The 23626-nt window shown below is 64.1% G+C and carries 25 protein-coding genes; 11 read left to right on the top strand and 14 right to left on the bottom strand.

The annotated features are described in order from the left end of the window. Window positions 1-117: 117 nt before the first annotated feature. Entirely contained in the window at window positions 118-822 is a 705-nt protein-coding gene (locus FIU86_RS06500) for a bifunctional 2-polyprenyl-6-hydroxyphenol methylase/3-demethylubiquinol 3-O-methyltransferase UbiG (RefSeq protein ID WP_172977452.1), read from the bottom strand. A 95-nt stretch (window positions 823-917) separates the two neighbouring features. Here FIU86_RS06500 and aat point away from each other — a divergent pair, with 95 nt between their 5' ends. After that, window positions 918-1568 carry a leucyl/phenylalanyl-tRNA--protein transferase gene (aat, locus tag FIU86_RS06495; RefSeq protein ID WP_152474336.1) on the top strand — a complete coding sequence of 217 codons (651 nt, stop codon included), beginning with the start codon at window positions 918-920 and terminating at the stop codon, window positions 1566-1568. On the opposite strand, the gene FIU86_RS06490 is transcribed toward aat, so the two are convergent. The 5 genes from FIU86_RS06490 to FIU86_RS06470 form a co-directional block, all read right to left on the bottom strand. After that, window positions 1532-1909 carry a DUF2155 domain-containing protein gene (locus FIU86_RS06490; protein ID WP_152474335.1) on the bottom strand — a complete coding sequence of 126 codons (378 nt, stop codon included), beginning with the start codon at window positions 1907-1909 and terminating at the stop codon, window positions 1532-1534. The two genes, aat and FIU86_RS06490, sit on opposite strands and share 37 nt — an antisense overlap. Continuing rightward, on the bottom strand, window positions 1906-2370 hold the full coding sequence (gene mlaD / locus FIU86_RS06485; RefSeq protein ID WP_152474334.1) for an outer membrane lipid asymmetry maintenance protein MlaD: 465 nt from the start codon (window positions 2368-2370) through the stop codon (window positions 1906-1908). The genes FIU86_RS06490 and mlaD overlap by 4 nt, the downstream gene beginning before the upstream one ends. 28 nt (window positions 2371-2398) lie before the next feature. After that, window positions 2399-2782, bottom strand: a complete 384-nt coding sequence (locus FIU86_RS06480; protein WP_152474333.1) for an NADH:ubiquinone oxidoreductase subunit NDUFA12 — start codon at window positions 2780-2782, stop codon at window positions 2399-2401. Between the two features lie 246 nt (window positions 2783-3028). Next, entirely contained in the window at window positions 3029-4291 is a 1263-nt protein-coding gene (gene clpX / locus FIU86_RS06475; protein WP_152474332.1) for an ATP-dependent Clp protease ATP-binding subunit ClpX, read from the bottom strand. A gap of 193 nt (window positions 4292-4484) precedes the next feature. After that, a complete protein-coding gene (locus tag FIU86_RS06470) occupies window positions 4485-5117 on the bottom strand; it encodes an ATP-dependent Clp protease proteolytic subunit (protein WP_152474331.1) in 633 nt (210 codons plus the stop codon). A gap of 367 nt (window positions 5118-5484) precedes the next feature. On the opposite strand from FIU86_RS06470, the gene ctaD reads away from it, so the two are divergent. From ctaD to FIU86_RS06455, 3 genes are all read left to right on the top strand, one after another. Continuing rightward, a complete protein-coding gene (ctaD, locus tag FIU86_RS06465; protein WP_152474330.1) occupies window positions 5485-7161 on the top strand; it encodes a cytochrome c oxidase subunit I in 1677 nt (558 codons plus the stop codon). Between the two features lie 80 nt (window positions 7162-7241). After that, complete coding sequence (locus FIU86_RS06460) at window positions 7242-7793, top strand: hypothetical protein (RefSeq protein ID WP_152474329.1); 552 nt, start codon at window positions 7242-7244, stop codon at window positions 7791-7793. A 149-nt stretch (window positions 7794-7942) separates the two neighbouring features. Beyond that, window positions 7943-10411 (top strand): 5'-nucleotidase C-terminal domain-containing protein, encoded by a 2469-nt coding sequence (locus FIU86_RS06455; RefSeq protein ID WP_152474328.1) that lies wholly within the window; start codon window positions 7943-7945, stop codon window positions 10409-10411. A 591-nt stretch (window positions 10412-11002) separates the two neighbouring features. On the opposite strand, the gene FIU86_RS06450 is transcribed toward FIU86_RS06455, so the two are convergent. The 4 genes from FIU86_RS06450 to FIU86_RS06435 form a co-directional block, all read right to left on the bottom strand. Then, on the bottom strand, window positions 11003-11758 hold the full coding sequence (locus FIU86_RS06450; RefSeq protein ID WP_152474327.1) for a MipA/OmpV family protein: 756 nt from the start codon (window positions 11756-11758) through the stop codon (window positions 11003-11005). Window positions 11759-11840: 82 nt separating this feature from the next. After that, window positions 11841-12623: an MBL fold metallo-hydrolase gene (locus FIU86_RS06445; RefSeq protein ID WP_152474326.1), complete on the bottom strand. Its 783-nt coding sequence runs from the start codon at window positions 12621-12623 to the stop codon at window positions 11841-11843. Between the two features lie 129 nt (window positions 12624-12752). Beyond that, the gene (locus FIU86_RS06440; protein ID WP_152474325.1) at window positions 12753-13124 is read right to left on the bottom strand and encodes a cupin domain-containing protein; all 372 of its coding nucleotides are present in this window, start codon (window positions 13122-13124) and stop codon (window positions 12753-12755) included. Between the two features lie 114 nt (window positions 13125-13238). Next, window positions 13239-14171, bottom strand: coding sequence for a hydrogen peroxide-inducible genes activator (locus FIU86_RS06435; RefSeq protein ID WP_152474324.1), 933 nt, complete (start codon window positions 14169-14171; stop codon window positions 13239-13241). 134 nt (window positions 14172-14305) lie between these two features. On the opposite strand from FIU86_RS06435, the gene FIU86_RS06430 reads away from it, so the two are divergent. After that, window positions 14306-14557 (top strand): YdcH family protein, encoded by a 252-nt coding sequence (locus tag FIU86_RS06430; protein WP_152474323.1) that lies wholly within the window; start codon window positions 14306-14308, stop codon window positions 14555-14557. Between the two features lie 277 nt (window positions 14558-14834). On the opposite strand, the gene FIU86_RS06425 is transcribed toward FIU86_RS06430, so the two are convergent. After that, window positions 14835-16145, bottom strand: coding sequence for a glycine cleavage T C-terminal barrel domain-containing protein (locus tag FIU86_RS06425; protein ID WP_254703957.1), 1311 nt, complete (start codon window positions 16143-16145; stop codon window positions 14835-14837). 212 nt (window positions 16146-16357) lie between these two features. Here FIU86_RS06425 and FIU86_RS06420 point away from each other — a divergent pair, with 212 nt between their 5' ends. Beyond that, on the top strand, window positions 16358-17287 hold the full coding sequence (locus FIU86_RS06420) for a dihydroneopterin aldolase (protein ID WP_152474322.1): 930 nt from the start codon (window positions 16358-16360) through the stop codon (window positions 17285-17287). A 154-nt stretch (window positions 17288-17441) separates the two neighbouring features. Then, window positions 17442-18452 carry a dihydropteroate synthase gene (gene folP, locus FIU86_RS06415; RefSeq protein WP_152474321.1) on the top strand — a complete coding sequence of 337 codons (1011 nt, stop codon included), beginning with the start codon at window positions 17442-17444 and terminating at the stop codon, window positions 18450-18452. A 36-nt stretch (window positions 18453-18488) separates the two neighbouring features. Here the strand turns inward: folP and FIU86_RS06410 are convergent, their stop codons facing one another. Beyond that, window positions 18489-19412 carry a DMT family transporter gene (locus FIU86_RS06410; RefSeq protein ID WP_152474320.1) on the bottom strand — a complete coding sequence of 308 codons (924 nt, stop codon included), beginning with the start codon at window positions 19410-19412 and terminating at the stop codon, window positions 18489-18491. A gap of 102 nt (window positions 19413-19514) precedes the next feature. Between FIU86_RS06410 and FIU86_RS22520 the strand changes: the two genes are divergently transcribed. After that, window positions 19515-19679, top strand: coding sequence for a hypothetical protein (locus FIU86_RS22520; protein WP_172977451.1), 165 nt, complete (start codon window positions 19515-19517; stop codon window positions 19677-19679). A gap of 57 nt (window positions 19680-19736) precedes the next feature. Here the strand turns inward: FIU86_RS22520 and ilvC are convergent, their stop codons facing one another. Beyond that, complete coding sequence (gene ilvC / locus FIU86_RS06405; protein WP_302848768.1) at window positions 19737-20780, bottom strand: ketol-acid reductoisomerase; 1044 nt, start codon at window positions 20778-20780, stop codon at window positions 19737-19739. A gap of 133 nt (window positions 20781-20913) precedes the next feature. On the opposite strand from ilvC, the gene FIU86_RS06400 reads away from it, so the two are divergent. From FIU86_RS06400 to FIU86_RS06390, 3 genes are all read left to right on the top strand, one after another. Beyond that, window positions 20914-21372: an Lrp/AsnC family transcriptional regulator gene (locus tag FIU86_RS06400; protein WP_152474318.1), complete on the top strand. Its 459-nt coding sequence runs from the start codon at window positions 20914-20916 to the stop codon at window positions 21370-21372. Continuing rightward, window positions 21369-21827 carry an Lrp/AsnC family transcriptional regulator gene (locus tag FIU86_RS06395; protein WP_057790343.1) on the top strand — a complete coding sequence of 153 codons (459 nt, stop codon included), beginning with the start codon at window positions 21369-21371 and terminating at the stop codon, window positions 21825-21827. Before FIU86_RS06400 ends, FIU86_RS06395 begins: the two co-directional genes overlap by 4 nt. Before the next feature lie 205 nt (window positions 21828-22032). After that, window positions 22033-22377: a hypothetical protein gene (locus FIU86_RS06390; protein ID WP_152474317.1), complete on the top strand. Its 345-nt coding sequence runs from the start codon at window positions 22033-22035 to the stop codon at window positions 22375-22377. Window positions 22378-22417: 40 nt separating this feature from the next. On the opposite strand, the gene FIU86_RS06385 is transcribed toward FIU86_RS06390, so the two are convergent. Then, a complete protein-coding gene (locus tag FIU86_RS06385; RefSeq protein ID WP_152474316.1) occupies window positions 22418-23527 on the bottom strand; it encodes a Hint domain-containing protein in 1110 nt (369 codons plus the stop codon). Window positions 23528-23626: the final 99 nt, after the last annotated feature.

Here is a 23626-nt window from a genome sequence, read left to right as displayed (position 1 = left end):
CGCAGAACAGTTGCGATTCCGGCGGACGACCCCCAAGGCGCTGCTGCCGCGCCCTTTTGCCAAGTCGCTGACCGGGCGGCACCTGCGCCACCTTGGCACCAGACCTTCGCTGCGCGCTCAACTGTCCTTGGCGATCAGCGTGAAGCTTGCGCGTCCAATCGGACCGTTGCGGTAGTAATCCGACAGACCGTCGCGCAGGGCCGGAGGCAGCTGGGTCCAGTCGGTCCAGTCCACCTCGTAGCCTGCGGCCTCGGCCGCCTGGGTGATCGCGCCACGGCTGGGGATCATGTGCGGCGGACGGGCCGTGCCGCCGGTCGCACGGCGTGGTTCCAGCCGCAGGACCGGGTCGTGTGAGCTCGCCACGACACCGTCGCCCAACACCATCCGGGGTCGCAGCGCGGCGACATCCGCGAACACACCATGCAGGTCGCTGACGTCGCGCAGCACGTCCATCAGGACCACCAGCTCGAACCGCTTGGCCCTGTCGGCGACGTGTTGCAGAAAGTCGAGCGGGTCGGCATGTCGCATCTCGACCCGTTCGCGAGCACCGATCGCGGGCAAATCCTCGAACCGGGCGACAAGATCGGCCTGCGCCTCGACCCCGACAACCTGCAACGCGCCGGCCTGCGCGAGGTCGGCACACCACTTGCCGTCGCCCGCGCCAAGGTAGAGCACACTGCTGTCGGTGATCAAATGGCGAAAACAATCGAACAGCATGCCGTAGCGCGCCTGGCGCCGGTTGGCGCGCTGCCGCAGCGTGTCTTCCACCGCGCGGTTTTCATCAGTCCCGCCCGGGGCGGGCGCATCGTTCAGGCCGTCCATGTCATCTCCTTTGCCATGCACCGTGCAAAGGCTTACCATAGGAGGTGTAACGAAGCGTAAACGCCGCTCCGCCCTGCCCCACCATCCGGACGCCGATGTCAGACCGCCAGCCGCCTCTTGATCCAGACCTCTTGTTGCAGGCCTATGCCGCGGGCATTTTCCCGATGGCCGAGTCGCGCCACGACCCCGATCTGTTCTGGGTCGACCCGCGGATGCGCGGCGTGCTGCCGCTGTCGGAGTTCCATGTCTCGCGCTCGTTGGCACGGCGGCTGAGGCGCGGGGCCTATTCCGCCACGCTCGACGCCGATTTCGCCGGCACGGTGGACGGCTGCGCCGACCGCGAGGAGACATGGATCAACGGACAGATCCGGTCGCTTTACCTTGAATTGCACGCCAGAGGCCACGCCCATTCACTGGAGATCTGGCAGGACGACCTGCTGGTCGGCGGGGTTTACGGCGTGACGCTGGGCGCCGCGTTCTTCGGCGAAAGCATGTTCTCGCGCCGCACCGACGCGTCCAAGCTGGCTCTGGCGCACCTGACGGGGCATTTGCGGCGTTGTGGCTTTCAGCTTTTTGACACGCAGTTCCAGACCGAGCACCTGGCCAGCCTGGGCGCGCAGGAAATTCCCCGCGCGGAGTATCGCAAGCGGCTGGCCACCGCGCTAGAGGCAGAGGCGGATATCAACCACCCGCCTTTCGACCCGGCGCCTCACTGGGTCATGCAGCGCAACACCCAGATGTCATAGCGTTGATGTTCCACCGCGTTGAGCGCGGGCGCCGAGGCCAACATCCAGCCCGAAAAGATCGGTGGTGCGGTTTCCTCGGGGTGGACGGTGAGAAAGGCATAGGCGTCGCCCGCCGGATTGCCCGCGGGATAGCGGCATTCGCCCAGTTCCACGCGCATCCGGCCGACCTGGCCCGCGCTGGCGTTGGCGATCTCGAGGTCGCCGGATTCGGTCGTTATCTTGTCGACCCAGCGCAGCACGACGCCGGTGCCGACCTCGACCTCTTCCTGCGCCGCGGCGGGCAGGCCAATTGCCAGCGCCAAAAGGGCGGCCGCCGGGATGCAGCGGTTCCAGAGGCTCATTCGGAGGCATCTCCGTCGTCGTCGCCGGCCACGAACTTGGTCAGAAGCGCGATCAGGCTGACGGAGCCTTGCGTGAACTCGATCTCGTCGCCAGCGGTGAAGTAGAAGGGCGAACCGCCGGGCATGATCTCGACGAAATTGCCACCCAGCAGGCCCTCGGAACTGATCGCCAGCGCGCTGTCGTCGGGCACCTCGATATCGTCGCGCACGGTAAAGACGGCGCGCGCGCGGTAGGTTTCGGGGTCAAGCTGCATGTCGGTGACGCGGCCGACCTTGACGCCGGCAAGGCGCACGTCGGTGCCGACGTCTATGCCGTCAGCGCTGCGGAAGCTGGCACGCAACTCGTATTCCGGCGCGGCGCCGGAAAAGCCGCTGACTTGCCCGGCATAAATCACGAAACCCGCGGCAATGGCCAGCACGGCCCCGCCGACGGCGACCTCTGTCATGTTCTCGCTGGCCATAGGCGGCTCCTGGCTGATGGGGTCGGGGTTACTCGGGGCTCCACGCCTCGTAATCGCGGCGCTCGGCCGGATCGGCGCGACGGATCGAACCGGCGGGCGCATAGGCCAGCGCGGTGCCAGTGAGGTTTTCCTCGTGCGGCTTTTCCCACGGCTTGCGCTTGAACGGCGCCTCGGTGGGCGGCTCCTTGTAGGTGTGGTGCAGCCAGCCATGCCACTCGGGGCTGACGCGGCTGGCCTCGGCCTCGCCGTTGAAGATCACCCAGCGGCGCTGGCCGTCGGATGTCTGGTAAAAGATGTTGCCCTGATCGTCCTCACCGACCTTCGTACCCTTGCGGCGGGTGTGAATCATCGTGTTGAGCGTGGCGCCGTTCCACCATGTGACGGCGCGCAGAAGCGAGGTGAGCAGACCCATCATGATCCTCCGGACTATGCTTGGTCAGGGTATGCCGCAGATTGCCGCCAAGGTCCAGCCCGGACGCGGTCTTGCCGGCCTGTCTTCGCCATTGGCTGGCGTTGGCCGGCAAAGAGACGCCGGGCTGTAGTCCTGTCGTGCGATCCGGCACCGGACCATTTTCTTTCAAAGAAAATGGGCAAGAAAATTCGAATTTTCTTGCCCAAATTATTTGTAAAAATTTGCACGCCCGGAAGCACCGCCGGGTCAGCCCGCGCTGGTGCCTTCCTTCTTGGCCTCGGCATGCACCATCAGAGGTGCGGCCTCGGCACTGACCGCCTCTTCGTTGACGACCACTTCCTCGACATCTTCCATGCCGGGCAGCTCGAACATCGTGTCGAGCAGGATATCCTCAAGGATCGAGCGCAGCCCGCGCGCGCCGGTCTTGCGTTCGATCGCCCGCTTGGAAATCGCGCTCAGCGCGTCGTCGGTAAAGCTGAGCGTCACGTTCTCCAGCTCGAACAGGCGCTGATACTGTTTGACCAGCGCGTTCTTCGGCTGGGTCAGGATCGTGATCAGCGCATCCTCGTCGAGGTCCTCCAGCGTCGCGATGACCGGCAGGCGGCCGACGAATTCCGGGATCAGGCCGAATTTCAGCAGATCTTCCGGTTCAAGGTCCTTGAACACCTCGCCCACGTTGCGCGATTCCTCGTCGCGCACATCGGCGCCAAAGCCCATGGCCGAGCCTTTGCCACGCTGGCTGATGATCTTGTCGAGACCGGCAAAGGCGCCACCGCAGATGAAGAGGATGTTGGTCGTGTCCACTTGCAGGAATTCCTGCTGCGGATGCTTGCGCCCGCCCTGCGGCGGCACGGCGGCCACGGTGCCTTCCATCAGTTTCAGCAGCGCCTGCTGCACGCCCTCGCCCGACACGTCGCGGGTGATCGACGGATTTTCCGACTTGCGGGTAATCTTGTCGACCTCGTCGATATAGACGATACCGCGCTGCGCGCGTTCGACGTTGTATTCCGACGCCTGCAACAGCTTGAGGATGATGTTCTCGACATCCTCGCCCACATACCCGGCCTCGGTCAGCGTGGTGGCATCGGCCATGGTGAAGGGCACGTCGAGAATGCGCGCCAGCGTCTGCGCCAGAAGCGTCTTGCCGCAGCCCGTGGGGCCGATCAGCAGGATGTTCGACTTCTGCAATTCGATGTCGTTCTTGCCGGAGTGATTCAACCGCTTGTAGTGGTTGTGCACCGCGACAGACAGCACCCGCTTGGCGGTGAACTGGCCGATCACGTAATCGTCCAGCACGTCGCAGATCTCGCGCGGGGTGGGCACGCCGTCGGTGGCCTTCAGCCCGGCGGTCTTGGTCTCTTCGCGGATGATATCCATGCAAAGCTCGACGCATTCGTCGCAGATGAACACCGTCGGGCCCGCGATCAGTTTTCGGACCTCGTGCTGGCTCTTGCCGCAGAAGCTGCAGTAGAGCGTGTTCTTGCTGTCGCCACCGGAATTATTCGCCATTCTTGCACCTTTCGGCGTGTCGCGCCGCGTTTTGGGCCCATCGATTTGCGCCACTGTGGATGTATACGACCGGGTCAACCGGCCCTGGCGCGGGTCCCTTGTTTCTCGTCCGTTTGGGGCAGCTTAGGGCAGAGCGTTTGGCACCTCAATGTCAAAATCGCCCCTGCCCTGCCTTCCGCCGCACTCGGGCGGATCACTTACCGTCTTCCTCACCCTTCGCCCGGTTTTCCACGATTTCGTCGATCAGGCCCCACTCCTTTGCGTCCTCGGGCGACATGAAGTTGTCGCGCTCCAGCGCATCCTCGACCTTCTTCAGGGATTGTCCGGTATGTTTTACGTAAATTTCGTTAAGACGCCGTTTCAGCTTCAGCGTCTCCTCGGCATGGATCATGATATCCGTCGCCTGGCCCTGGTAGCCGCCCGAGGGCTGGTGCACCATGATTCGGCTGTTGGGCAGCGAGAACCGCATGCCCGAAGCCCCTGCCGTCAACAGCAGGCTGCCCATGCTGGCGGCCTGGCCGATGACCAGCGTGCTGACCTTGGGCTTGATGTATTGCATCGTGTCGTAGATCGACAGGCCCGATGTAACAACGCCGCCGGGGCTGTTGATATACATCGAGATTTCCTTGGAAGGGTTTTCCGCCTCGAGGTGCAGAAGCTGCGCCACGATCAGGCTGGACATGCCGTCATGCACCGGGCCGTTCACGAAGATGATCCGCTCCTTCAGCAGGCGCGAGAAAATGTCGTAGGCCCGTTCGCCGCGGCTGGTCTGCTCGACCACCATGGGGACGAGCGTGTTCATGTAGGTTTCCATCGGGTCTGTCATGTTGCCTGCCTCTTGATGCGCATGGTCGGGCCGTGGATCGGCCCGCGTCGGAGTGAACCTTATGCGTGGGCCGGGGGGGCTTCAAGAGCGACCGGCGATTTTCGATTATGGCTTCCGGACCCATCGGCCTGCGTCTCCCAAACACCGCTTTGGTGAAGAAATCGTTAATATTTGCGGGGCTCTGGCCGCGTTTCATCGCCCTTCCGGCTGCGACAAAAAATATCTGCATATGTCAATCTGGCGCATTGCTCATTGTCGCGGGTCATTCTAGAACCTTTCTCGTGTTGCGGGACACGTCGCGGGGGAGTCTGTCTGACCCCTTCGCCATGCGGTGTCCCTGTATAAATGACCAGCAGGAGGCACCCAGATGGCAGACGCAGCCATTCACGGCCACGGACATGAAGACAATCGCGGGTTCTTCACCCGCTGGTTCATGTCCACCAACCACAAGGATATCGGGATTCTCTACCTGATCACGTCGGCATTCGTCGGCCTGATATCGGTGGCGTTCACCGTCTACATGCGGCTCGAACTGATGGAGCCGGGCGTTCAGTACATGTGCATGGAAGGCGCGCGGTTCACCGCGGCGGCCGCCGGCGAATGTACCCCGAACGGCCACCTCTGGAACGTCATGATCACCTATCATGGTGTATTGATGATGTTCTTCGTGGTGATCCCCGCCCTTTTCGGCGGCTTCGGCAACTACTTCATGCCGCTGCAGATCGGCGCACCGGACATGGCGTTCCCGCGCCTCAACAACCTGTCGTTCTGGCTCTACGTGACCGGCACCTCGCTGGGTGTCGCCTCGCTTCTGGCGCCGGGCGGCAACGGGCAGTTGGGCTCTGGCGTGGGCTGGGTGCTCTATCCACCGCTCTCGACCAACGAGGCGGGCATGTCGATGGACCTGGCGATCTTTGCCGTGCACGTGTCGGGCGCAAGTTCGATCCTGGGCGCGATCAACATGATCACCACCTTCCTGAACATGCGCGCACCGGGCATGACGCTGTTCAAGGTGCCGCTGTTCAGCTGGTCGATCTTCGTGACCGCATGGCTGATCCTGCTGTCCCTGCCGGTTCTGGCGGGCGCCATCACCATGCTGCTGACCGACCGCAATTTCGGCACGACGTTCTTCGACCCCGCAGGCGGTGGTGACCCGGTTCTCTACCAGCACATCCTGTGGTTCTTCGGCCACCCGGAAGTGTACATCATCATTCTGCCCGGCTTCGGCATCATCAGCCACGTCATCGCGACCTTCGCGCGCAAGCCGATCTTCGGCTACCTGCCGATGGTCTGGGCGCTCATTGCCATCGGCTTCCTCGGCTTCGTCGTGTGGGCGCACCACATGTACACCGTGGGCATGTCGCTGACCCAGCAGTCCTACTTCATGCTGGCCACGATGGTCATCGCGGTCCCGACAGGCGTGAAAGTGTTCAGCTGGATCGCCACGATGTGGGGCGGCGCGATCGAATTCAAGACGCCGATGCTCTGGGCGTTCGGCTTCCTGTTCCTGTTCACCGTGGGCGGCGTCACCGGCATTGTCCTCAGCCAGGCTGGCATCGACCGGGCGTATCACGACACCTACTACGTGGTGGCACACTTCCACTACGTGATGTCGCTCGGTGCGGTGTTCGCGATCTTCGCGGGGATCTACTTCTACTTCCCCAAGATGACCGGGCGCATGATCCCCGAATGGATGGGCCAGTTGCACTTCTGGGCGATGTTCATCGGTGCGAACCTGACGTTCTTCCCGCAACACTTCCTGGGACGTCAGGGCATGCCCCGCCGCTACATCGACTACCCCGAGGCTTTCGCGGTCTGGAACTGGTGGTCGTCGATCGGTGCGTTCCTGTCCTTCGCCTCGTTCATCTTCTTCTTCGGCGTGGTGATCTACGCGCTGTTCCGTGGCGCGAAAGTGACCCAGAACAACCCGTGGAACGAATATGCCGACACGCTGGAATGGACCCTGCCCTGCCCGCCGCCCGAACACACGTTCGAGCAGCTGCCCAAGCGGGAAGACTGGGACAAGCAGCCCGCGCATCACTAAGCGTCGGCTGACCAGCCTGAACCGACACGCAGGCCCCGGAGCAATCCGGGGCCTGTTTCGTTCGAGAGAGGCTTCGCGGGATGATCTATCTTGCCTGTATCGTCGCGATCATGATCGGCTGCAGCGTGCTGCACCGCCGCCGTGCGGACCCGTGGCGGCTTTATGCGCTGGGGACCGAGATCTACCTGCTGCTTGGCGTGTCCAGCGTTGTTATCTCTCGCTTCGCCCCCCAGCTGATCTGGGGCTTTCCGTTCAGCCGCGGCGGGGTCGCCGCCGGGTGGGGCAGTGACAACGCAGCCACCTTCGAGGTGTTCGTCGCACCGCTGGTTGCGGTTCTTCTGGCGCTGATGGCCCCTGCCCTGATTTGCGCGCTCTTGTGGTGGCAGCAGCGTATCGGCGCGATGCTTTACCCGTCGGTGACACGCTGGCTGTATTGGCCGATCGTCGCAGGCTTGGTGCTGATCCCCGGCATGGTGACGCTGCTGCTGGTAAATGGCGGGGCGCATGTTGCCGATCCGCGCGCCGTGCTGGGGCTGGGACGGATGGCCCACCTGGCAGGCATAGCCGCGCTTGTCGCGCTTGCCGCGTTGACCGCGTGGTCCTTTCTGAGGCACTTTCGCGCCCGACGCTAAGCCCCCGTCCTGCCCCTTCCCGCGCCGCATCCTGACCCGTCACAAAAAATTAACGCTTTCGCTGCGTCCCTGTTACCTAAGCGGGGCTTTTCTTTGTCCGATGCCGCGTTGCTGCGACGTGGAACCAATCGGACAAGGGGATTTTCCAGATGTTTTTCAAACACGATTTCGGCACGCCGTGGGGCAACCGCGGGTTTTCATGGAAAGACAAGTTTCCCGGTTTTTGGGACTGGTGCAATCCGCACGACGACAATGACCCGGCGCCCGCCCCCACCGCCGCGGACGACGTGGCGCGTGTCGTTGGCCGCAAGGCCACGCTGGACCTTCTGGCGAATGACCTGCCGGGCGAGGAAAGCGATGCCGATGACCTCTTCGTGTCAGAGATCAACGGCCAGGATGTGGGCCGTCGCAAGCTGGTGCTGCTGCGCGACGAGGACAGCGGACGCCTTGAAGGCTTCGTCAAGATCAACAACGACGGCACCGTCAAGGTCAAGGCCTTCCCGTGGTTCGACGGCGAACTGGATTTCACCTACCGCGTCTCGAACGGCGAGACCGAAAGCGAAGAAGCCAGCGTTTCGGTCGAGATGCTGGACCGCGACGACACCTTTACCTTGAACCTGCTGCATTTCACCGACCAGGAGGCCGGTGCGGCGGCGGTGCAGGACGCGCCGAACCTGTCGGCTGTTCTGAACGCGCTGCGCGACGAGGATGTGGGCGCAGACGCGACGCTGACGCTGTCCTCGGGCGACGCCTTCATCCCCGGCCTGTTCTATGACGCCTCTGCAGAGGTCTTCGGCTCGGCCGGCATCGCCGACATCCAGATCCAGAACGAGCTGGGCGTGCAGGCGGTGGCCCTGGGCAACCACGAGTTCGATTTCGGCACCGGCACGCTGGCGAGCCTCATTTCGGGCGACGCGGAGGGGGATTTCGCCGCCCTGTCGGACACCGATCTGGACGGCATGGATTTCGCCGGGGCGCTGTTTCCCTACCTGTCGACCAACCTTGACTTCTCGACCGACGAGAACCTCGCACCGCTGGCCGTCGAGGGCGGACAGGCGCCGCAATCGGGCGTCGTCACCTCCTCGACCGTGATCGAACAGGATGGCGAGCGGATCGGCGTCATCGGCGCCACGACTCCGACACTGGGCTCGATCTCCTCGCCCGGTGGCGTGGGCATCGCCCCCAGCTGGGCCGGCACCGACCCCACCGAGGCCGAGCTGGATGCGCTGGCCGCCGAGATCCAGGCGGAGGTCGATGCCCTGCTGGCCGACAACCCCACGATGGACAAGGTGATCCTGCTGGGCCACATGCAGCAGATCGGCATCGAGTTCGGACTGGCCGAGCGACTGACCGACGTGGACATCATCGTCGCCGGCGGCTCGAACACTCGGCTTTTCGACGACAACGACCGTGCCCGCGACGGGGACAGCGATCAGGGCCAGTATCCGGCGTTTATCGACAACGCGGGCGGCACCACCACCGCGGTGGTCAATACCGACGGCAGCTATCAGTATGTGGGCCGGCTGGTGATCGAATTCGACGCCTACGGCAACATCATCCCCGACAGCTATGACGAAGATGTCTCGGGCGCCTATGCCACCGACGACCAGGGCGTGGCGGACCTGAATGCCGAAGGTCTGATCGACCCGGAAATCCAGGCCATCGCCGATGCGATCCAGGACCAGATCCTGGCGACCGAGGGCAATGTCTTCGGCATCTCGGATGTGTTCCTGAACGGCAACCGGTCGGGCACTGGCGCGGGCGATGATCCCGACGGGGTGCGCACGCAGGAAACCAACCTGGGCAACCTGACGGCGGATGCCAACCTGGACTATGCCAACGAGATGTTCGGCGACGGCGACGACGTTTGGGTGTCGATCAAGAACGGTGGCGGTATCCGCGCCTCGATCGGTCAGACGGTGGTGCCCGCGGGCGGAACCGAGCCGGTGCGCGACGTGAACGAGCAGATCCTCGACGGCGACGGCAACGTGGTGAAACCCACGGGCGGGATCAGTCAGAACGACATCCAGACCACGCTCGCGTTCAACAACGACCTTGTCGTCGGCCAGCTGACCGCGACCGAGCTTGTGGCGGTTCTGGAACACGGCGTCGCCGCCCTGCCCAGCGTGGCGGGCCAGTTCATCCAGGTGGCGGGCGTGCAGTTCAGCTTTGACCCCGATGCACCGTCGGGCGCGCGGATCGATGACGCGGCCTTCGTCGACCCTGATACCGGCGAAATCCGCGCGGTGCTGGTGGATGACGGCGTGATCGTGAATCCCGATCAGGAATATGGCGTCGTCACGCTGGGCTTCCTGGCCGCGCCGCGCTTCGACGACGACGGCAACTTTGTCGGCGGCGGTGACGGCTACCCCTTCCCCGAGGATTTCGACTTTGTCGGCCTCGAACAGGAGGGCGTACAGACCGGCGGCGCCACCTTCGCGGATGACGGCACCGAGCAGGACGCGCTCGCCGAGTACCTGCTGGACAATCACAACACTGCCGCCACCGCGTTCTCCGAGGTCGACACCGGCCCCGAGGATGACATGCGCATTCAGAACCTGGCATTCCAGGACGGTGCGGCGTTGGATGCGGCAGTGGACGACTTCTTGTTCGTCTGACCTATGGTCAGGCACAAAGAAAGGCCCCGGCGCAATCCGGGGCCTTTGCTTTTCGTTTTGCAGATGAGCACTCTCGGCTGGGAGCGCGATGTCCGCTTCGAGCCCCCTGTGAGACATCCGTGTCGAGCACTCAGCCGGTTAACAACCGCGAAGCGGCCCGGCCATCGCCAGCCCCTCCCTTGGGCTGGCGATTTGGCTGAAGCTGGGCGCAAAGATCAATCCGAGGATGTATCTGGCAGGCATTAAGCGCTTCAGAATTGCCGTCGGATCACCACCCCAGGGGCTGACGATTGCCTCCGTCGTGAACGGCGGAAAAGTCCCGCAAAGCCGACCTCCGGCGCGGACGCCTTCCTATTTTGCGGGAAGAGACCCGCGAAAGCCTGACCTTGCGCGAGACTAGCCAGTGATTGCCCGCGATCCTGCCCGGTTATGTCCAGATCATCGCGGACGAAATGGAAACCGAGGCACCATGAAACGCGCCTTGTTGGTGATACCGCCGATGGTGGCTTGGCTGGTGGCCCGCATCCACAGGCAAAAATGCAATGACCCCGGCGCAACCGGGGCCGTCCGACAGACAAAACCGCAAAGCAATCACCGCCCGAAGTTGAACCGCCGCATCACGACCAGCGATGCCGTATAGCTGTCGTCGTCCTGAACGATAGGTGAATCCGCCGCGTCGCCGACATACCGGTTCCAGGCCAGTGTTCCGTCCAGATACCAGTTCTGCGACAGCTCGTATTGCGCGCCGACCTCGATGCCCGCGCTGACGATGCCGGATCCGGGCGCGTAGGCGGGAAAGGCCGACAGGCCCGCCTCGGCCGGGGTGACGCCGAAATAGGTCGACGTGTAGTCATCCGAGCCCCACAGCACCCGTGGCCCCACGGTAACAGTCCAGTCGTCCGAGGGGCGGAAGATCGCGTCGGCGCCCAGCTCGCCCACCCAGCTTTCGTGGCCGATCACGCCATAGCGCACGTCCGCAAAGGCTTGGAAATTCTCGGCGGTGTAGCCGATGCCGCCACCGATCTCGACACTGAAATCGACATCGTTCAGACCCGCCAGCTCTGCATGGTCCGAACTGTCGCGTTCCCCTATCAGGCGGAACGAGCCGCGCGGCCGCCAGCCAAGATTGACAACATTGGGATCGGGGTCGCCGAACTCCAGCCGGCCGATCTTGAGGTGACCGAACTTGAACCCGCCGGTCACGCCCGCCTCGTAGTCGTCAGAGCCGAAATACTCCGGTTGGTAATTGCCGCCGATGCCGGCCGAGAAGGACAGGCTGGGGCCGGACTGGGCAAAGGCCATGCCGGGAACACAACTCATGGCGGCGATCAGGAATGTGGATTTCATATGCGGTCCTTATGTCTTGCGGTGGGGGCAAAGGTGGCGGCGTGCCACCGCGCCTGCCATACGCGCGGCGACACTGGTAAGGTCAGCTCAGGTTGCCGTTGTACCAGTCGTGCAGCGACACTTCGGTCTCGGCCCCCGCATCGCTCAGCATTTGGGCAAAGGCCTCGGGGTCCTGCGTGCCGCCGTCGCGACCGCGATAGTGATACGGGATCACCACGGCAGGCGAGAATTCGGCCACCGCGTCTGCGGCCTGTTCGGCGGTCATGGTGAAGGGCAGGTTCATGCAGACCAGCGCCACGTCGATATCTTCCAGGCTGCGCATCTCGTCGGTGCCTTCGGTATCGCCCGAGATATAGACCCGGCCCGCATCCGTGGTCACGACAAAGCCGATATCGCCCCGGTCCTGCGGGTGGAAATCCATCCGGCCCTCGGTGATGTTGTAGGCTGGCACCGCCTCGATCCCCAGCCCCATCATCTCGGTCGTGTCACCGGCGGCGATGGCCTGTGTGCGGCCCTGCATGTCCTCGGGCATCATGCCCATGACGTCGGCATTGGTCAGGATCGGCACCTCGGGCAGCGCGCCCAAGAGGTCGGCATTGTAGTGGTCGCCGTGCCGGTGGGTGACAAGGATCAGCTCGGGGTCGGGCAGACTTTGGTATTCCGACGCCTCGCCCACCGGGTCGACATAGACGACGCCCGCGGGTGTCTCCATCACGAAGGAGGCGTGCGAAATGGGATGAATGCTGACGGCCCCGTCAAGAAAGCTCATGCTGGCGCCTTCCTCGGCAGCAAAGGCGAGCGACGGCAGCACGGTCACGGTGCCGGCGGCAGCGCTGCCGATCAGGAAATTGCGTCTGGTGGTCATGGGGGTCCTCCCGGTCTGTTACGTTGCGTGGTCTCCGCCCCGGGGCCCAATGCCTTCGCGCCCGATGTAGTGCGATCCCGAACTGTGGCGAGGGGCGTCCGGAGCCGGATCGCGGAATTCGGCCCGCGTTCAATATCGGTCGGGTTTCCAGCCCATGAAGGCCTTCGTCACCGCCTCGGAGACGTCCCATGTCACCCGCACACCGTCCCGAACAAATGCGGTGTCGCCGGGACCGAGATCCAGCACCGCGCCGGTGGCGTGATCGCTGATGCGGCAGCGCCCCTGCAGGATCACCATCATCTCGTCGCGCTGTTCGGTGCAGGCAAATGCCCCCTCGGAACAACGCCAGATCCCGGACCGCGTCGCGTGCCCCGGCCCGCCCGCGTCCAGCCGCCCGTGACAGACAGGATCGCCGCGCAGGATGCGATACGCGCTCTCTGGCGCATCGAAGGGCCAGTGCTCGAGCGGGCCGACATCGTCTCCGGGGGTGTATTTCAGCATTTAAAGCGTTTCGCCGTTAACCTGAGGTATCAGATAAAGGCTAAACGCGTACGACATCTGAGCGTTCCACTGCGTTTCGCGAAAATCTGTGACCCAGGTTTTTCGCCAAACGCTTTAGGCCTCCAATGTCACAAGGTCGGCGAAATGCTCCTGCACCACCGCCTGCACGATCCCGCCGATCCGCCGGGCCAGCGCGGCATGGGCCGCCCGCCGGCGCCAGACCAGCCCGATCGAGCGGGTCAGCCGGTCGCCGCCGAAAGGCCGGATCGCCACGTCGCCCTCTTTGCCATCCACCTCGGACCGGACATAAAGCGCGGGCAGGAAACTGACACCCATGCCCAGCGCCGTCATCTGTCGCAGCGCATCGAGGCTGGTGCCCTCGTAATCCTGCCGCAGCCGCGCACCCACATCCTCGCACAGGCGCAACATCTGGCCATGCAGCAGGTAGGCATCGGACAACGACAGCACATCCTGCCCTTGCAGATCAGCTTCGTCGACCCGCGCCGCCCCCGCCAGCGGATGGTCCTGCACCATGGCTAGCTTCAGCGGCTCGCGGAAAAGCCGCATCACGTCCACATCGGCCGATTGCACCGGCAGTTGCGTCAGGATCATGTCGTGCCGTCCCTCGTCCAGTTCATCCTGCAGCACGCGCGGTGCGGCATCGCGGATCACAAGTTTCAGCGCGGGGTAGGCGCGGTGCAGCCGCCGCGTGACGTAGGGCAAAAGATACGGACCCAATGTCGGCGTCGTGCCCAGCCGCAATGTGCCGCCAACGCCATCCTTCGCCTCGCGCGCCCGCAGCGCCAACGTCTCGACCTCGTCGATCACCTTGCGGGCCTGCGCCAGCACCTCGCGCCCGGCAGGCGTTAGAACGGCCCCGCGCCGCCCGCGCTCGACCAACTCGACGCCAAGGGCGGATTCCAGCCGAACGATCTGCTGGCTGAGCGACGGCTGGCTGATCCCGGCGCGTTCGGCAGCCTTGCGGTAATGGCCCGTCTCGCTGAGGGCGAGGAAATAGCGCAACTGGCGCAAGGTGATATCGTCCATCGCATGGTCCTTCGCTGGGTCTTTTTCAAGATAGGGTTTTCCTATCGGATTTTCAGCTTCGATAGGATTTAATCTTCAAACACCCCTTCCCATCTCTAATCCACAGTTCAACACGCATCATCGGGAGGACCCACATGAAACGCCGCACACTTTCGCCCAAGAGCCTGAAGGCCCGGATCGACACGCTGACCCGCCGCCACCGCGAGATCGACCTGCGGATCACCCGCGAGCAGAGCCAGCCCGCCGCCGACGCGCTGCGCCTCAAGCAGCTGAAACAGGAGCGGCTGGGCCTGCGTGACGCGATCCGCGTGACACAGACGCTGCTTAAGCGGCTGGACCCGCGCCCGGCCCGCCTCGGTTGGCAACAGCAATTCCATTCCGGGTGACGCGATGATCGATTTCTACATCGCGCTGATGGCGCCGCGCTTCTTGCGCAGTCAGGATTTGGAAGATCTTGAAGAGGTACTGACGGACGACTGAGTTCCGCGCGCGGGCCGTACCCTCATCCCGGCGCCGCGCGTGGTGACATGCCCGGATCGCGCGAGCCCACTATGTGAACGGTCCATTCCGGGGGCATGTCACCAATTCCGGGGAGGTCCGGCACGGCGAACAGGAGCGTCGCTGCCGGACCTCCCCGGATGAGATTCTGGGAGCCAGCTTCGCTCAGCCCCGCGCCTCGCGCACATTGGGGTGTTCGGACGGGCGGAAGGGCACTTTGCAGACCTCTGCCGGTGCCGCCTGCCCGGAATGCTCGGCATAGGCCTCGGGCAGTTCCACCCGGAGCCGTGACCCGGTTTCGGACAGCGCCCACGGCACGAAAGCCAGCGCGATGTTCACCTCCAGCTCCGGCGACCACCAGGCGGACGTGACATAGCCGACGCGCTTGCCGTCCTCATCCTGCACCAGCCAGAAATCGGACGGGTAGTCGGTGATGGGCAAGCCGCCCATTTTGATTCCGACCATCTTGAGTTTGAACGGATAGTTCCCCGCTTCGATCGCGTCGCGCTGACGCGCGAGTGCGGCCTTGCCGATGTAATCCGCCTGCTTCTCCTTCGGCACCTGGTACGCGAGATTTACCTGGAACGGCGAGGTTTCATGATCCATGTCCTGTCCCCAGGACAGGATGCCGGCCGCGATCCGGCGGTGGTGCCCGGGGGCGATCACCCGCAGGCCGTAGCGTGCGCCGGTGCCGCGAATGGCGTACCACACTTTCTCGGCATTCTCCGAGGCGTCGCGCACGTAGACCTCATAGCCTTTCTCGCCGGAGAACCCGGTCTGGCTGATGACCACCGGCGCGCCGCCGATCGTCGCCTCCATCATGCCGTAATAGGGCACGTCCCGCAGCGTCTCGTCCACCAGATCGACCATGAGATCCTCGGACAATGGCCCCTGCACCTGCAACGGAGCGACGTCGATTTCGTCGATCTCGACATCCCAGTTGCCGTGCACGTTGACGCCACGCAGCCACAAGAGCAGGTCCGAGTCGGAAATCGAGAACCAGAACTCATCTTTCGACAATCGCAGCAAGACGGGATCGTTCAGGATGCCGCCTTTGTCATCACACAGAATGCAATACTTGGCATGCATCGGCTTGATCTTGGTGGCATCGCGGGTGATCACGAAGTTGACGAAAGCCTCGGCATCCGGCCCGCGCACCCTGATCTGCCGCTCGACGGCGACATCCCAAAGCGTGACCCGATGCACCAGGCTGCGGTATTCGGCCATGGTGCCGCCGTCCTCTTCGCGCACATAGCCGCGGGGGTGGTACATCCGGTTATAAACCGTCGCCCGCCATGCGCCCGCTTCGACCGATAGATGCCAGAAGGGCGATTTGCGGACCCGGGTCGAGACCAGCATCTCCACCGGCGTCCCGCCGGACTGGCGCAAGTTGACCGGCACGAGCCGGTCGGTCTGGTCGATCTCTGCAACATTGGGATGGGTGAAGGTTCGGTTCTGCGCTGTGTCGTCAGTCATGGGCGCACTCCTCCTGTTTATAGGTAAACGCAGCGCTGCCGGGCCGCGTTCCGTTCAGATACCCCGCACGGCAAGATCGGGGATATTCTGCCGATTGCCCCTTCTCAGGCCGCATCTGCCGGACACGAGCCCTGCCCGGTCGCATTTACGGGTTCCACCCCCGCCCCGCGCCATGATATGCCCGGCGGGATATAAGTTGGGGGGAGGCCCACATGTCCAAGGAAATCCGTCTCGCCTTCGCGCATCCGTCCGAGCGTGCCGACGCCACCGCCCCCGACGGCCCGCTAGACCGGATCTCGGTGCGCGATCACGTGGTCGAGGTCGAGATCGGCGCCTTTCAGGCCGAGCGCGGCACCACCCAGCGCGTCGCGTTCAACGTGGTGGTCGAGGTGCGCCCGATGACCGCCTCGATCGACGACGACGTGGATCGCATCCTCAGTTATGACAAGGTGACCGAGGCCATCGCCGCCGAACTGGCGGAGGAGCGCCTGAACCTGCTGGAAACCCTGGCCGAACGCATTGCCGAGCGCATCCTGCTGGAACCGCAGGCGGTGCGCACCTTCGTGCGGGTGGAAAAACTGGACCGCGGGCCGGGCGCGCTCGGGGTCGAGATCGTCCGGTCGGTCGAGGATCTCAAGACCAAACCCGTCGGCCATCACGCCGACATCACACCGCATCCGCATGTGGTGTACCTGTCGAACACCGCGATCGGCTCGCCCAACCTGTCGCGCTGGCTCGACCAGTTGCAGGCGCGGGCCGAGCCGGTGATCCTGTGCGTTGGCCATAACCGCGTCGACAGCCCGAAGACCGGGCACCGCATGTCGCAGCGCCGTGTCGATCTGCTGGCGCTGGAACAGAATGCATGGGTTCTGGCCGGGCGCGATGACCGCTGCGTGGTGGTCGGCACGCGGACGGAACTGGACTGGGCGATGAAGAACGGCCAGATCAGCGTCTGGGCACCGTCGAAGATCGTGCTCGATGCCGTGGACGGCCCGCGCACCGGGCCGGATGATCCGGTGGGTCTGGCGGCGTGGTTCGCCGGACACATGGACGCCTCCGACCTGCTCTTGATCGGCGAGGTGCCGCCCAGCGACCCACCTGTTCCGACCCTGGTGCAGGACATCGCCCAAAGCGGCCTGTGAGACCCTGTCTCAAAGGCCGTCCCGGATCTGATCCGGGACCTCCCAGCCGCCTGGCACCCCATCCCGGACCTGCTTCGGGACCTACCGCACCACAGGCACGCCCGTCCCGGGCCTGACCCGGGACCTCGTACCGCACGAGACGATCACAGACGACATGCCCTACTACCGTCCCATCCCTCGCTCCGACCACGCCCGCCCCGATACCGCGCTGCCCCTTGCGGGCGGCTGGTGCTGGTTCGACACGGTCGAGGAACTGCACCGCGACGCGCCGTCCCGCCTGATCCCGGCGCGGGACGCCCCGCCCGAGGTACTGGCTCGCCTGACCAGCCCCCGGGCGCCCGTCACCGGGCTGGACATGGCGCGCCCCACTCTGATGGGCATCCTCAATGTCACGCCCGACAGCTTTTCCGACGGCGGCCAGCACAACGCACCCGACGCGGCGCTGGTCCGGGCCGAGGCGATGACCGCCGCGGGCGCCGAGATCATCGACATCGGTGGCGAATCCACCCGCCCCGGCGCCGCCGAAGTGCCCATCGACGAGGAGATCGACCGCACCGCCCCGGTCATCGCGTCCCTGCGCCAACGCTCCGGCGTGCCCATCTCCATCGACACCCGCAAAGCCCCGGTGGCCCGCGCCGCGCATCAGGCCGGCGCGAGCCTCGTCAACGACGTGGCGGGCTTCACCTTCGACCCCGCCCTCGCCCCCTTCTGCGCCGAGGCCGGCCTGCCGGTCTGCGTGATGCACGCGCAGGGCACGCCCGACGTGATGCAGAAGGACCCGCGCTATGACAACGTCGCGCTTGACGTCTTTGACTGGCTGGAGGAACGCATCACCGCACTGAACGCCGCAGGCATCCCCCGTGACCGCATCATAGCCGACCCCGGCATCGGCTTCGGCAAGACGCTGGAGCATAACCTGATGCTGATGCACAACCTGGCGCTGTTTCACGGGCTGGGCTGCGCGGTGCTGCTGGGGGCCTCCCGCAAGCGTTTCATCGGGACGATTGGCGGCACCGAAGAGGCGCGGCACCGCGCCCCCGGTTCCATCGCCGTGACGCTCGCCGGGGTGGCGCAGGGCATCCAGATTCACCGGGTGCATGACGTGGCCGAAACGTCGGAGGCGCTCAGGCTTTGGATGGCCGCCACCGTCGCGCCGGAAAATTGAAAATTTCCCGGCCTGATAAAATTCGTACGAATTTTATCAGGCGCCGAACAGCCGCCGCAGCGCGCCCAGCTGGCTGAGCGCAACGCCGCCCAGGATTAGCGCAAGGCCCAAGTAGAGGCTGGGCGGCAGCGCCTCGAACAGCACCACCGCACCGAAGATGATCGACCAGATCGGCACTTGGTAGTTCACCAGGCTCAGAAAGACGGGTCCGGCATCGCGGATCACCTGCACCAGCAGGATCTGCGCCACGCCCGTCGGCAACAGGCCAAGGTACATGAGCGCCCAGAGCGTCCGGCCCTGCGGCATTGCCGGCAGGCCCTCGACCGCAAGCGCATAAGGCGTGAACACCACGGCGGCGACCGTTAGCACGGCAGCGGCCAGCGACAGGCGGTCCACCTCCGGCGCAAGCCGCGTGAAGATAGACCCGACAGCATAACACCCCGCCGCCGCGACACAGGCCAACCGCGCCAGCATCTCGAATTCCGCGCCGGTCGAGCGCAAGGCTTCGGGCCCGATCAGCACCGCCACGCCCAATGTGCCCATCACGAAGCCCAGCGCGCGGCGCATATGCATCCGCTCGCCCGGCACCAGGAAATGCGCCAGCGGCAGGACCAGAAGCGGCACTGCCGCCATACAGACCCCCGCAAAGCCCGACGCGACCACCTGCTGGCCCCAGCTCAGCAAAAAGAACGGCAAGGCGTTGGAAAACAGCCCCATCGCCACGATGAATGCCCAAAGCCGCCCGGCCTGAGGCCCGCTCCGGGGCGGCAGGCCACGGCCCGTCGCGCGACAGAGCACCAGCAGGAACGCCGCCCCCAGGATCAACCGCACCGCCACCACGGTCAGCGGCCCCACCCCGTCCAGCGCCACGCTGACCGCCATGAAGGACGCGCCCCAGATCATGCCCAGCGCGCAGAGCCTCAACCAGTTCACCGGCGCGACAGCAATCGTTTTTTCCATTCAGATCAACTCTCCGGGCATGTGGGTGCGTGTCAAAACGTCCCGAGCGCATTGTCGTTCGTCGCGGCGCAGCCACGTCTTGGGATCGAAAGGAGGCGCATCATGGATATAGCCATCGGCGCCGCGGCCCTGTCGATCATCACCTTGGTGATCGTTCTCATCTTGGCCGCGCGCAACAAGCAAAAGACCGAAGAGCGAAAGAAAGATCCCGACGTCCCGCCAAGTTCGCTTGCCAAGGACGGCGATTCTCACAAGCCGGTCGACTGACAAGAACGAAAAGAGCCGGTGCACCACCGGCTCTTTCCTTTTTCGGTGCGGATGGCCTCAGTTTTTCTCTTTGTCGACCATCTTGCCGGCAGAGATCCACGGCATCATGCCGCGCAGCTTCTCGCCCACTTCCTCGATCTGGTGCGCGTCGTTCATGCGGCGCGTCCCCTTAAAGAACGGCTGACCGACCTTGTTCTCGGTCATGAAGTCGCGCACGAACGCGCCGGTCTGGATGTCGTGCAGGATCGCCTTCATCTCCTTTTTGGTCCGCTCATAAGGCAGGACCCGCGGGCCGCTGACATATTCGCCATACTCGGCCGTGTTCGAGATCGAGTAGTTCATGTTGGCGATGCCGCCTTCGTAAATCAGGTCGACGATCAGCTTCACCTCGTGCAGGCACTCGAAATAGGCCATCTCGGGGGCATAACCCGCCTCGACCAGCGTCTCGAAGCCCATGCGGATCAGCTCAACAAGGCCACCGCACAAAACCGCCTGCTCGCCGAAGAGGTCGGTTTCGCATTCCTCGCGGAAGTTGGTCTCGATGATGCCCGACCGCCCGCCGCCGATGGCCGAGCAATAGCTGAGGCCCAGCTCCAGCGCCTTACCCGACGCGTCGTTGTGCACGGCCACGAGGCAGGGAACACCGCCGCCCTTGGTGTATTCACCGCGCACCGTGTGGCCGGGGCCCTTGGGCGCCATCATGATGACGTCGACGCCGTCCTTGGGCTCGATCAGGCCGAAATGCACGTTGAGGCCGTGGGCAAAGGCAATCGCCGCGCCCTCTTTCAAGTTGTCATGCACGTATTTCTTGTAGGTCTCGGCCTGCAATTCGTCGGGCATGGTGAACATCATCAGGTCGCACCAGGCCGCCGCCTCGGCGATGCCCATGACCTTCAGGCCCTCGCCTTCGGCCTTCTTGGCCGAGGGGCTGCCCTCGCGCAGCGCCACCACGAGGTTCTTGGCGCCCGAGTCGCGCAGGTTCAGCGCATGGGCGTGGCCCTGGCTGCCATAGCCAAGGATGGCGACTTTCTTGTCCTTGATCAGGTTGATATCGCAATCGCGATCGTAATAGACGCGCATGGTTTTCTCCTTTGTCGTCAGATGTCGTGCAAGATGACGAATATTTCGCAAGCGATCCCGGCTTTTTCGGTATGAATTTCCAAATTGGTGAGATAATCATTCACTGTTCCGCAAATACTCAAAAATTCCATTCACCCACAACACGCACAAGTCCATGCAACTCGACGACACCGACCACCGCATCCTGCGCCAGTACCAGCATGACCCGACGCTTGGCCCCGCCGACCTGGCGGGACTCGCAGGCGTCACCCCCGCCACCTGTGCGCGGCGGCTGGACCGGATGGCGCAGGCGGGGCTTCTGCGCGGCAACCACGCGGTGATCGACTGGGCCGCGCTTGGCTACAGCGTCGAAGTCTCCTTGCGCATCACGCTCGACAAGACCGTGCCCACCGCGTTCGACGAATTCACCGAGTCCGCCCGCGCCATCCCCGAGGTTCTGGAAATCCAGTCCTTCCTCGGCCGGGTCGACACGCGCCTGTCGGTCATCGCCCGCGACATGGCGCATTACCAGGAGATCTATCGCACCGCGATCCTGACCCTCCCCCACATAACCGACATCGAGGCATTGATGCACGTCGCACAGATCAAGACCGACGAGGTTCTGCCCCTATGATCGAACTGGACACGACCGACCGCCAGATCCTGCGCGCGCTGGTGCAGGACGCCACGCAATCCGCAGGCGCCATCGGCCGTGCCCTGGGCCTCAGCCAACCCGCCGCGTGGCGCCGCATCAAGCGGCTGCGTGATGCCGGCATCCTGAAAACCCAGCGGCTCGATCTGGACAAGGAGGCGCTGGGGTTCGGCGTCACGGTGTTTCTGGGCCTGAAACTGGCCACCAAGGGCCGCGTCAGCCTGGCCGATTTCGAACGCGCCGTCTCGGCCATCCCCGAGGTACAGACCGTCGAGCATATCCTTGGCCTTTACGACTATCGCCTGCGCGTCGTCGCTCGCGACATCTCGGATTTCGAGCGTGTGCTGCGCCGCCGCATCATGACCTTGCCGGGGGTCGGAGACGTCGAGGCAAACGTGCTGCTCAGCGAGGAACGCCGCCCCGGTCCGATCGGCTGATACCAACACCGCTGTATACCGCGGCATGCGTGCACGCAAAAGTATTCTTTAATTACAGCAACTTATTCGCAAGCCGCATGACGGGTATGCAGAATGATGACTAGCCGCGCCCCTCGCGGCAGGTCTATGCTGCATTGCAGAATTGGTGTGCCGGCGCGACATCCCGCGACGTCGGCACCGACCTGCAACCGAACGAGGTACCCCCATGAAAACGATCCTGACTGCCGCCGCCCTTGCCCTGACAGCAACCACGACCATTGCCGATACCGTCACGCTGACATCTGCCAATGCCGGCACCACCCTGCATGAAACCGATGCCGACATGAGCGTTTACTGGGTCGAGGATGGCGACGCCTACGCGCTGACCGCCACCTATGTCACCGGCGAGGCGCCCGCCGATCCCGCCCGCCTGCGGATGCACCTTGCGGATGGCGACACGGTGTCCTTCGGCCTGCCCGGCGTGCAGGACCGCCTGTTCACCTTCGCCCGCGACGGCGAAACCGTCTCGGTCCGGTCGGCCCGCGTCAGCGTCGACTACGCCAGCAAGTAATTACGGCACCCACACTGCGTGGCCGCTCGGTGCCTCGGCATCAGGCGGTCATGCACCACGCCTCGGCCTCGAATGCCCGCAGCGCGCGGCGTGTCATCGGCAGCGTGCTGTGCCGCGCCGCAAGTTCGGGAAAAAGCGCCACGATCTCGTCCCGCTCGGCCCCGTTCAGCGCCTTGAGGGATTCCTGCCCCGGATAAAGGCTCTCGGTCGCGCAGGATTCGGCAAAGACCACTTCGTGCGCGTCGAGCAGGAAATGCCAGTAGGTGACGCGGCTCCGTGGCAAGATCCGCACGCGCCGTCCGTCCACCAAGTGCTTGGCCGCCACCAGCACTTCGGACTCGCCGAACAGCAGTTCGGCCTGCGCCCCGCGGACGATCACCCGGTGGTTCTGACTGACCCAGAGATCGCGCAGGTTGCCGATAACCCCGCGCCCGATGCAAACCGGCGCATGAAGGCCAAATCCGGCGGTTTCGCTGCCGCCGATCCAGCGGATCGGCTGTGGCCCGGCATCCAGCGTATTCACAAGGTCGCCCTCGGATAGCGTCTCGATCGTGCGCGGCCCTTGCGGAGTCTCGATCAGCGTCCCGGCCACGAAACAGATCAGCGAGTTCTCGGTCAAAATGTTGAGATCGCTGGAAAAACTCCCATCCGCCTGCTCCGCACCGCTGATCACACCGTCGCCATCAAGATCGATATCCTCGTTGGTCGGCACCTCCAACGGTCCGCTCTGACTGGCCAGCGTACCCAGGATATCCACCCCCGCGACGGCGGCGACCTCTCCCAGTACCGGCGCGCCGGCATCGCTCGATGTTAGATCCGAGGCGTCGAATTCAAGATACCTGTCGCCCATCGTGTTGCGGCCAACGTCAATATCGCCGCCACCGCCCGGCGGCGCATCGTAGGTGAATTTCGGCACGTCGTTGAAGTAATCCGAGGCGTTGTCATAGACGATCACCTGCACGATGACCGAGTCGTCGGTCAGAACCCCGTCGACAGTGACTTCCTCGACAACGAAAGCCACGACGTCGTCGTCGTCGAACACTGCCGTGCCGTCGTGAATCATCAACTCGCCGCCATTACTGGCATTGGAGTTCGTATGCGGATCCCCAATAATGCTGAACCCATTCAGCAAAAGGGTTGTGGTGGCCATGCCTGCCCCGGTCTGACTGCCTCGCTCGATGCCCGGTTTTCCGGGTCAATTTTAACCTGACATTCATCTGTGAGGCAGAAATGTGGCGGAAATAGGGCA

The organism is Roseovarius sp. THAF9, from assembly GCF_009363715.1.
Classification (GTDB): Bacteria; Pseudomonadota; Alphaproteobacteria; order Rhodobacterales; family Rhodobacteraceae; genus Roseovarius.
The sequence above is the reverse complement of the archived record's forward strand: the minus strand, read 5'-3'. Positions and strand labels throughout refer to the sequence as shown.

Coding starts and splice junctions, on each gene's coding strand:
- FIU86_RS06500 (WP_172977452.1), bottom strand. CDS start 822: ATGGACGGCCTGAACGATGCGCCCGCCCCGGGCGGGACTGATGAAAAC.
- aat (WP_152474336.1), top strand. CDS start 918: ATGTCAGACCGCCAGCCGCCTCTTGATCCAGACCTCTTGTTGCAGGCC.
- FIU86_RS06490 (WP_152474335.1), bottom strand. CDS start 1,909: ATGAGCCTCTGGAACCGCTGCATCCCGGCGGCCGCCCTTTTGGCGCTG.
- mlaD (WP_152474334.1), bottom strand. CDS start 2,370: ATGGCCAGCGAGAACATGACAGAGGTCGCCGTCGGCGGGGCCGTGCTG.
- FIU86_RS06480 (WP_152474333.1), bottom strand. CDS start 2,782: ATGGGTCTGCTCACCTCGCTTCTGCGCGCCGTCACATGGTGGAACGGC.
- clpX (WP_152474332.1), bottom strand. CDS start 4,291: ATGGCGAATAATTCCGGTGGCGACAGCAAGAACACGCTCTACTGCAGC.
- FIU86_RS06470 (WP_152474331.1), bottom strand. CDS start 5,117: ATGACAGACCCGATGGAAACCTACATGAACACGCTCGTCCCCATGGTG.
- ctaD (WP_152474330.1), top strand. CDS start 5,485: ATGGCAGACGCAGCCATTCACGGCCACGGACATGAAGACAATCGCGGG.
- FIU86_RS06460 (WP_152474329.1), top strand. CDS start 7,242: ATGATCTATCTTGCCTGTATCGTCGCGATCATGATCGGCTGCAGCGTG.
- FIU86_RS06455 (WP_152474328.1), top strand. CDS start 7,943: ATGTTTTTCAAACACGATTTCGGCACGCCGTGGGGCAACCGCGGGTTT.
- FIU86_RS06450 (WP_152474327.1), bottom strand. CDS start 11,758: ATGAAATCCACATTCCTGATCGCCGCCATGAGTTGTGTTCCCGGCATG.
- FIU86_RS06445 (WP_152474326.1), bottom strand. CDS start 12,623: ATGACCACCAGACGCAATTTCCTGATCGGCAGCGCTGCCGCCGGCACC.
- FIU86_RS06440 (WP_152474325.1), bottom strand. CDS start 13,124: ATGCTGAAATACACCCCCGGAGACGATGTCGGCCCGCTCGAGCACTGG.
- FIU86_RS06435 (WP_152474324.1), bottom strand. CDS start 14,171: ATGGACGATATCACCTTGCGCCAGTTGCGCTATTTCCTCGCCCTCAGC.
- FIU86_RS06430 (WP_152474323.1), top strand. CDS start 14,306: ATGAAACGCCGCACACTTTCGCCCAAGAGCCTGAAGGCCCGGATCGAC.
- FIU86_RS06425 (WP_254703957.1), bottom strand. CDS start 16,145: ATGACTGACGACACAGCGCAGAACCGAACCTTCACCCATCCCAATGTT.
- FIU86_RS06420 (WP_152474322.1), top strand. CDS start 16,358: ATGTCCAAGGAAATCCGTCTCGCCTTCGCGCATCCGTCCGAGCGTGCC.
- folP (WP_152474321.1), top strand. CDS start 17,442: ATGCCCTACTACCGTCCCATCCCTCGCTCCGACCACGCCCGCCCCGAT.
- FIU86_RS06410 (WP_152474320.1), bottom strand. CDS start 19,412: ATGGAAAAAACGATTGCTGTCGCGCCGGTGAACTGGTTGAGGCTCTGC.
- FIU86_RS22520 (WP_172977451.1), top strand. CDS start 19,515: ATGGATATAGCCATCGGCGCCGCGGCCCTGTCGATCATCACCTTGGTG.
- FIU86_RS06400 (WP_152474318.1), top strand. CDS start 20,914: ATGCAACTCGACGACACCGACCACCGCATCCTGCGCCAGTACCAGCAT.
- FIU86_RS06395 (WP_057790343.1), top strand. CDS start 21,369: ATGATCGAACTGGACACGACCGACCGCCAGATCCTGCGCGCGCTGGTG.
- FIU86_RS06390 (WP_152474317.1), top strand. CDS start 22,033: ATGAAAACGATCCTGACTGCCGCCGCCCTTGCCCTGACAGCAACCACG.
- FIU86_RS06385 (WP_152474316.1), bottom strand. CDS start 23,527: ATGGCCACCACAACCCTTTTGCTGAATGGGTTCAGCATTATTGGGGAT.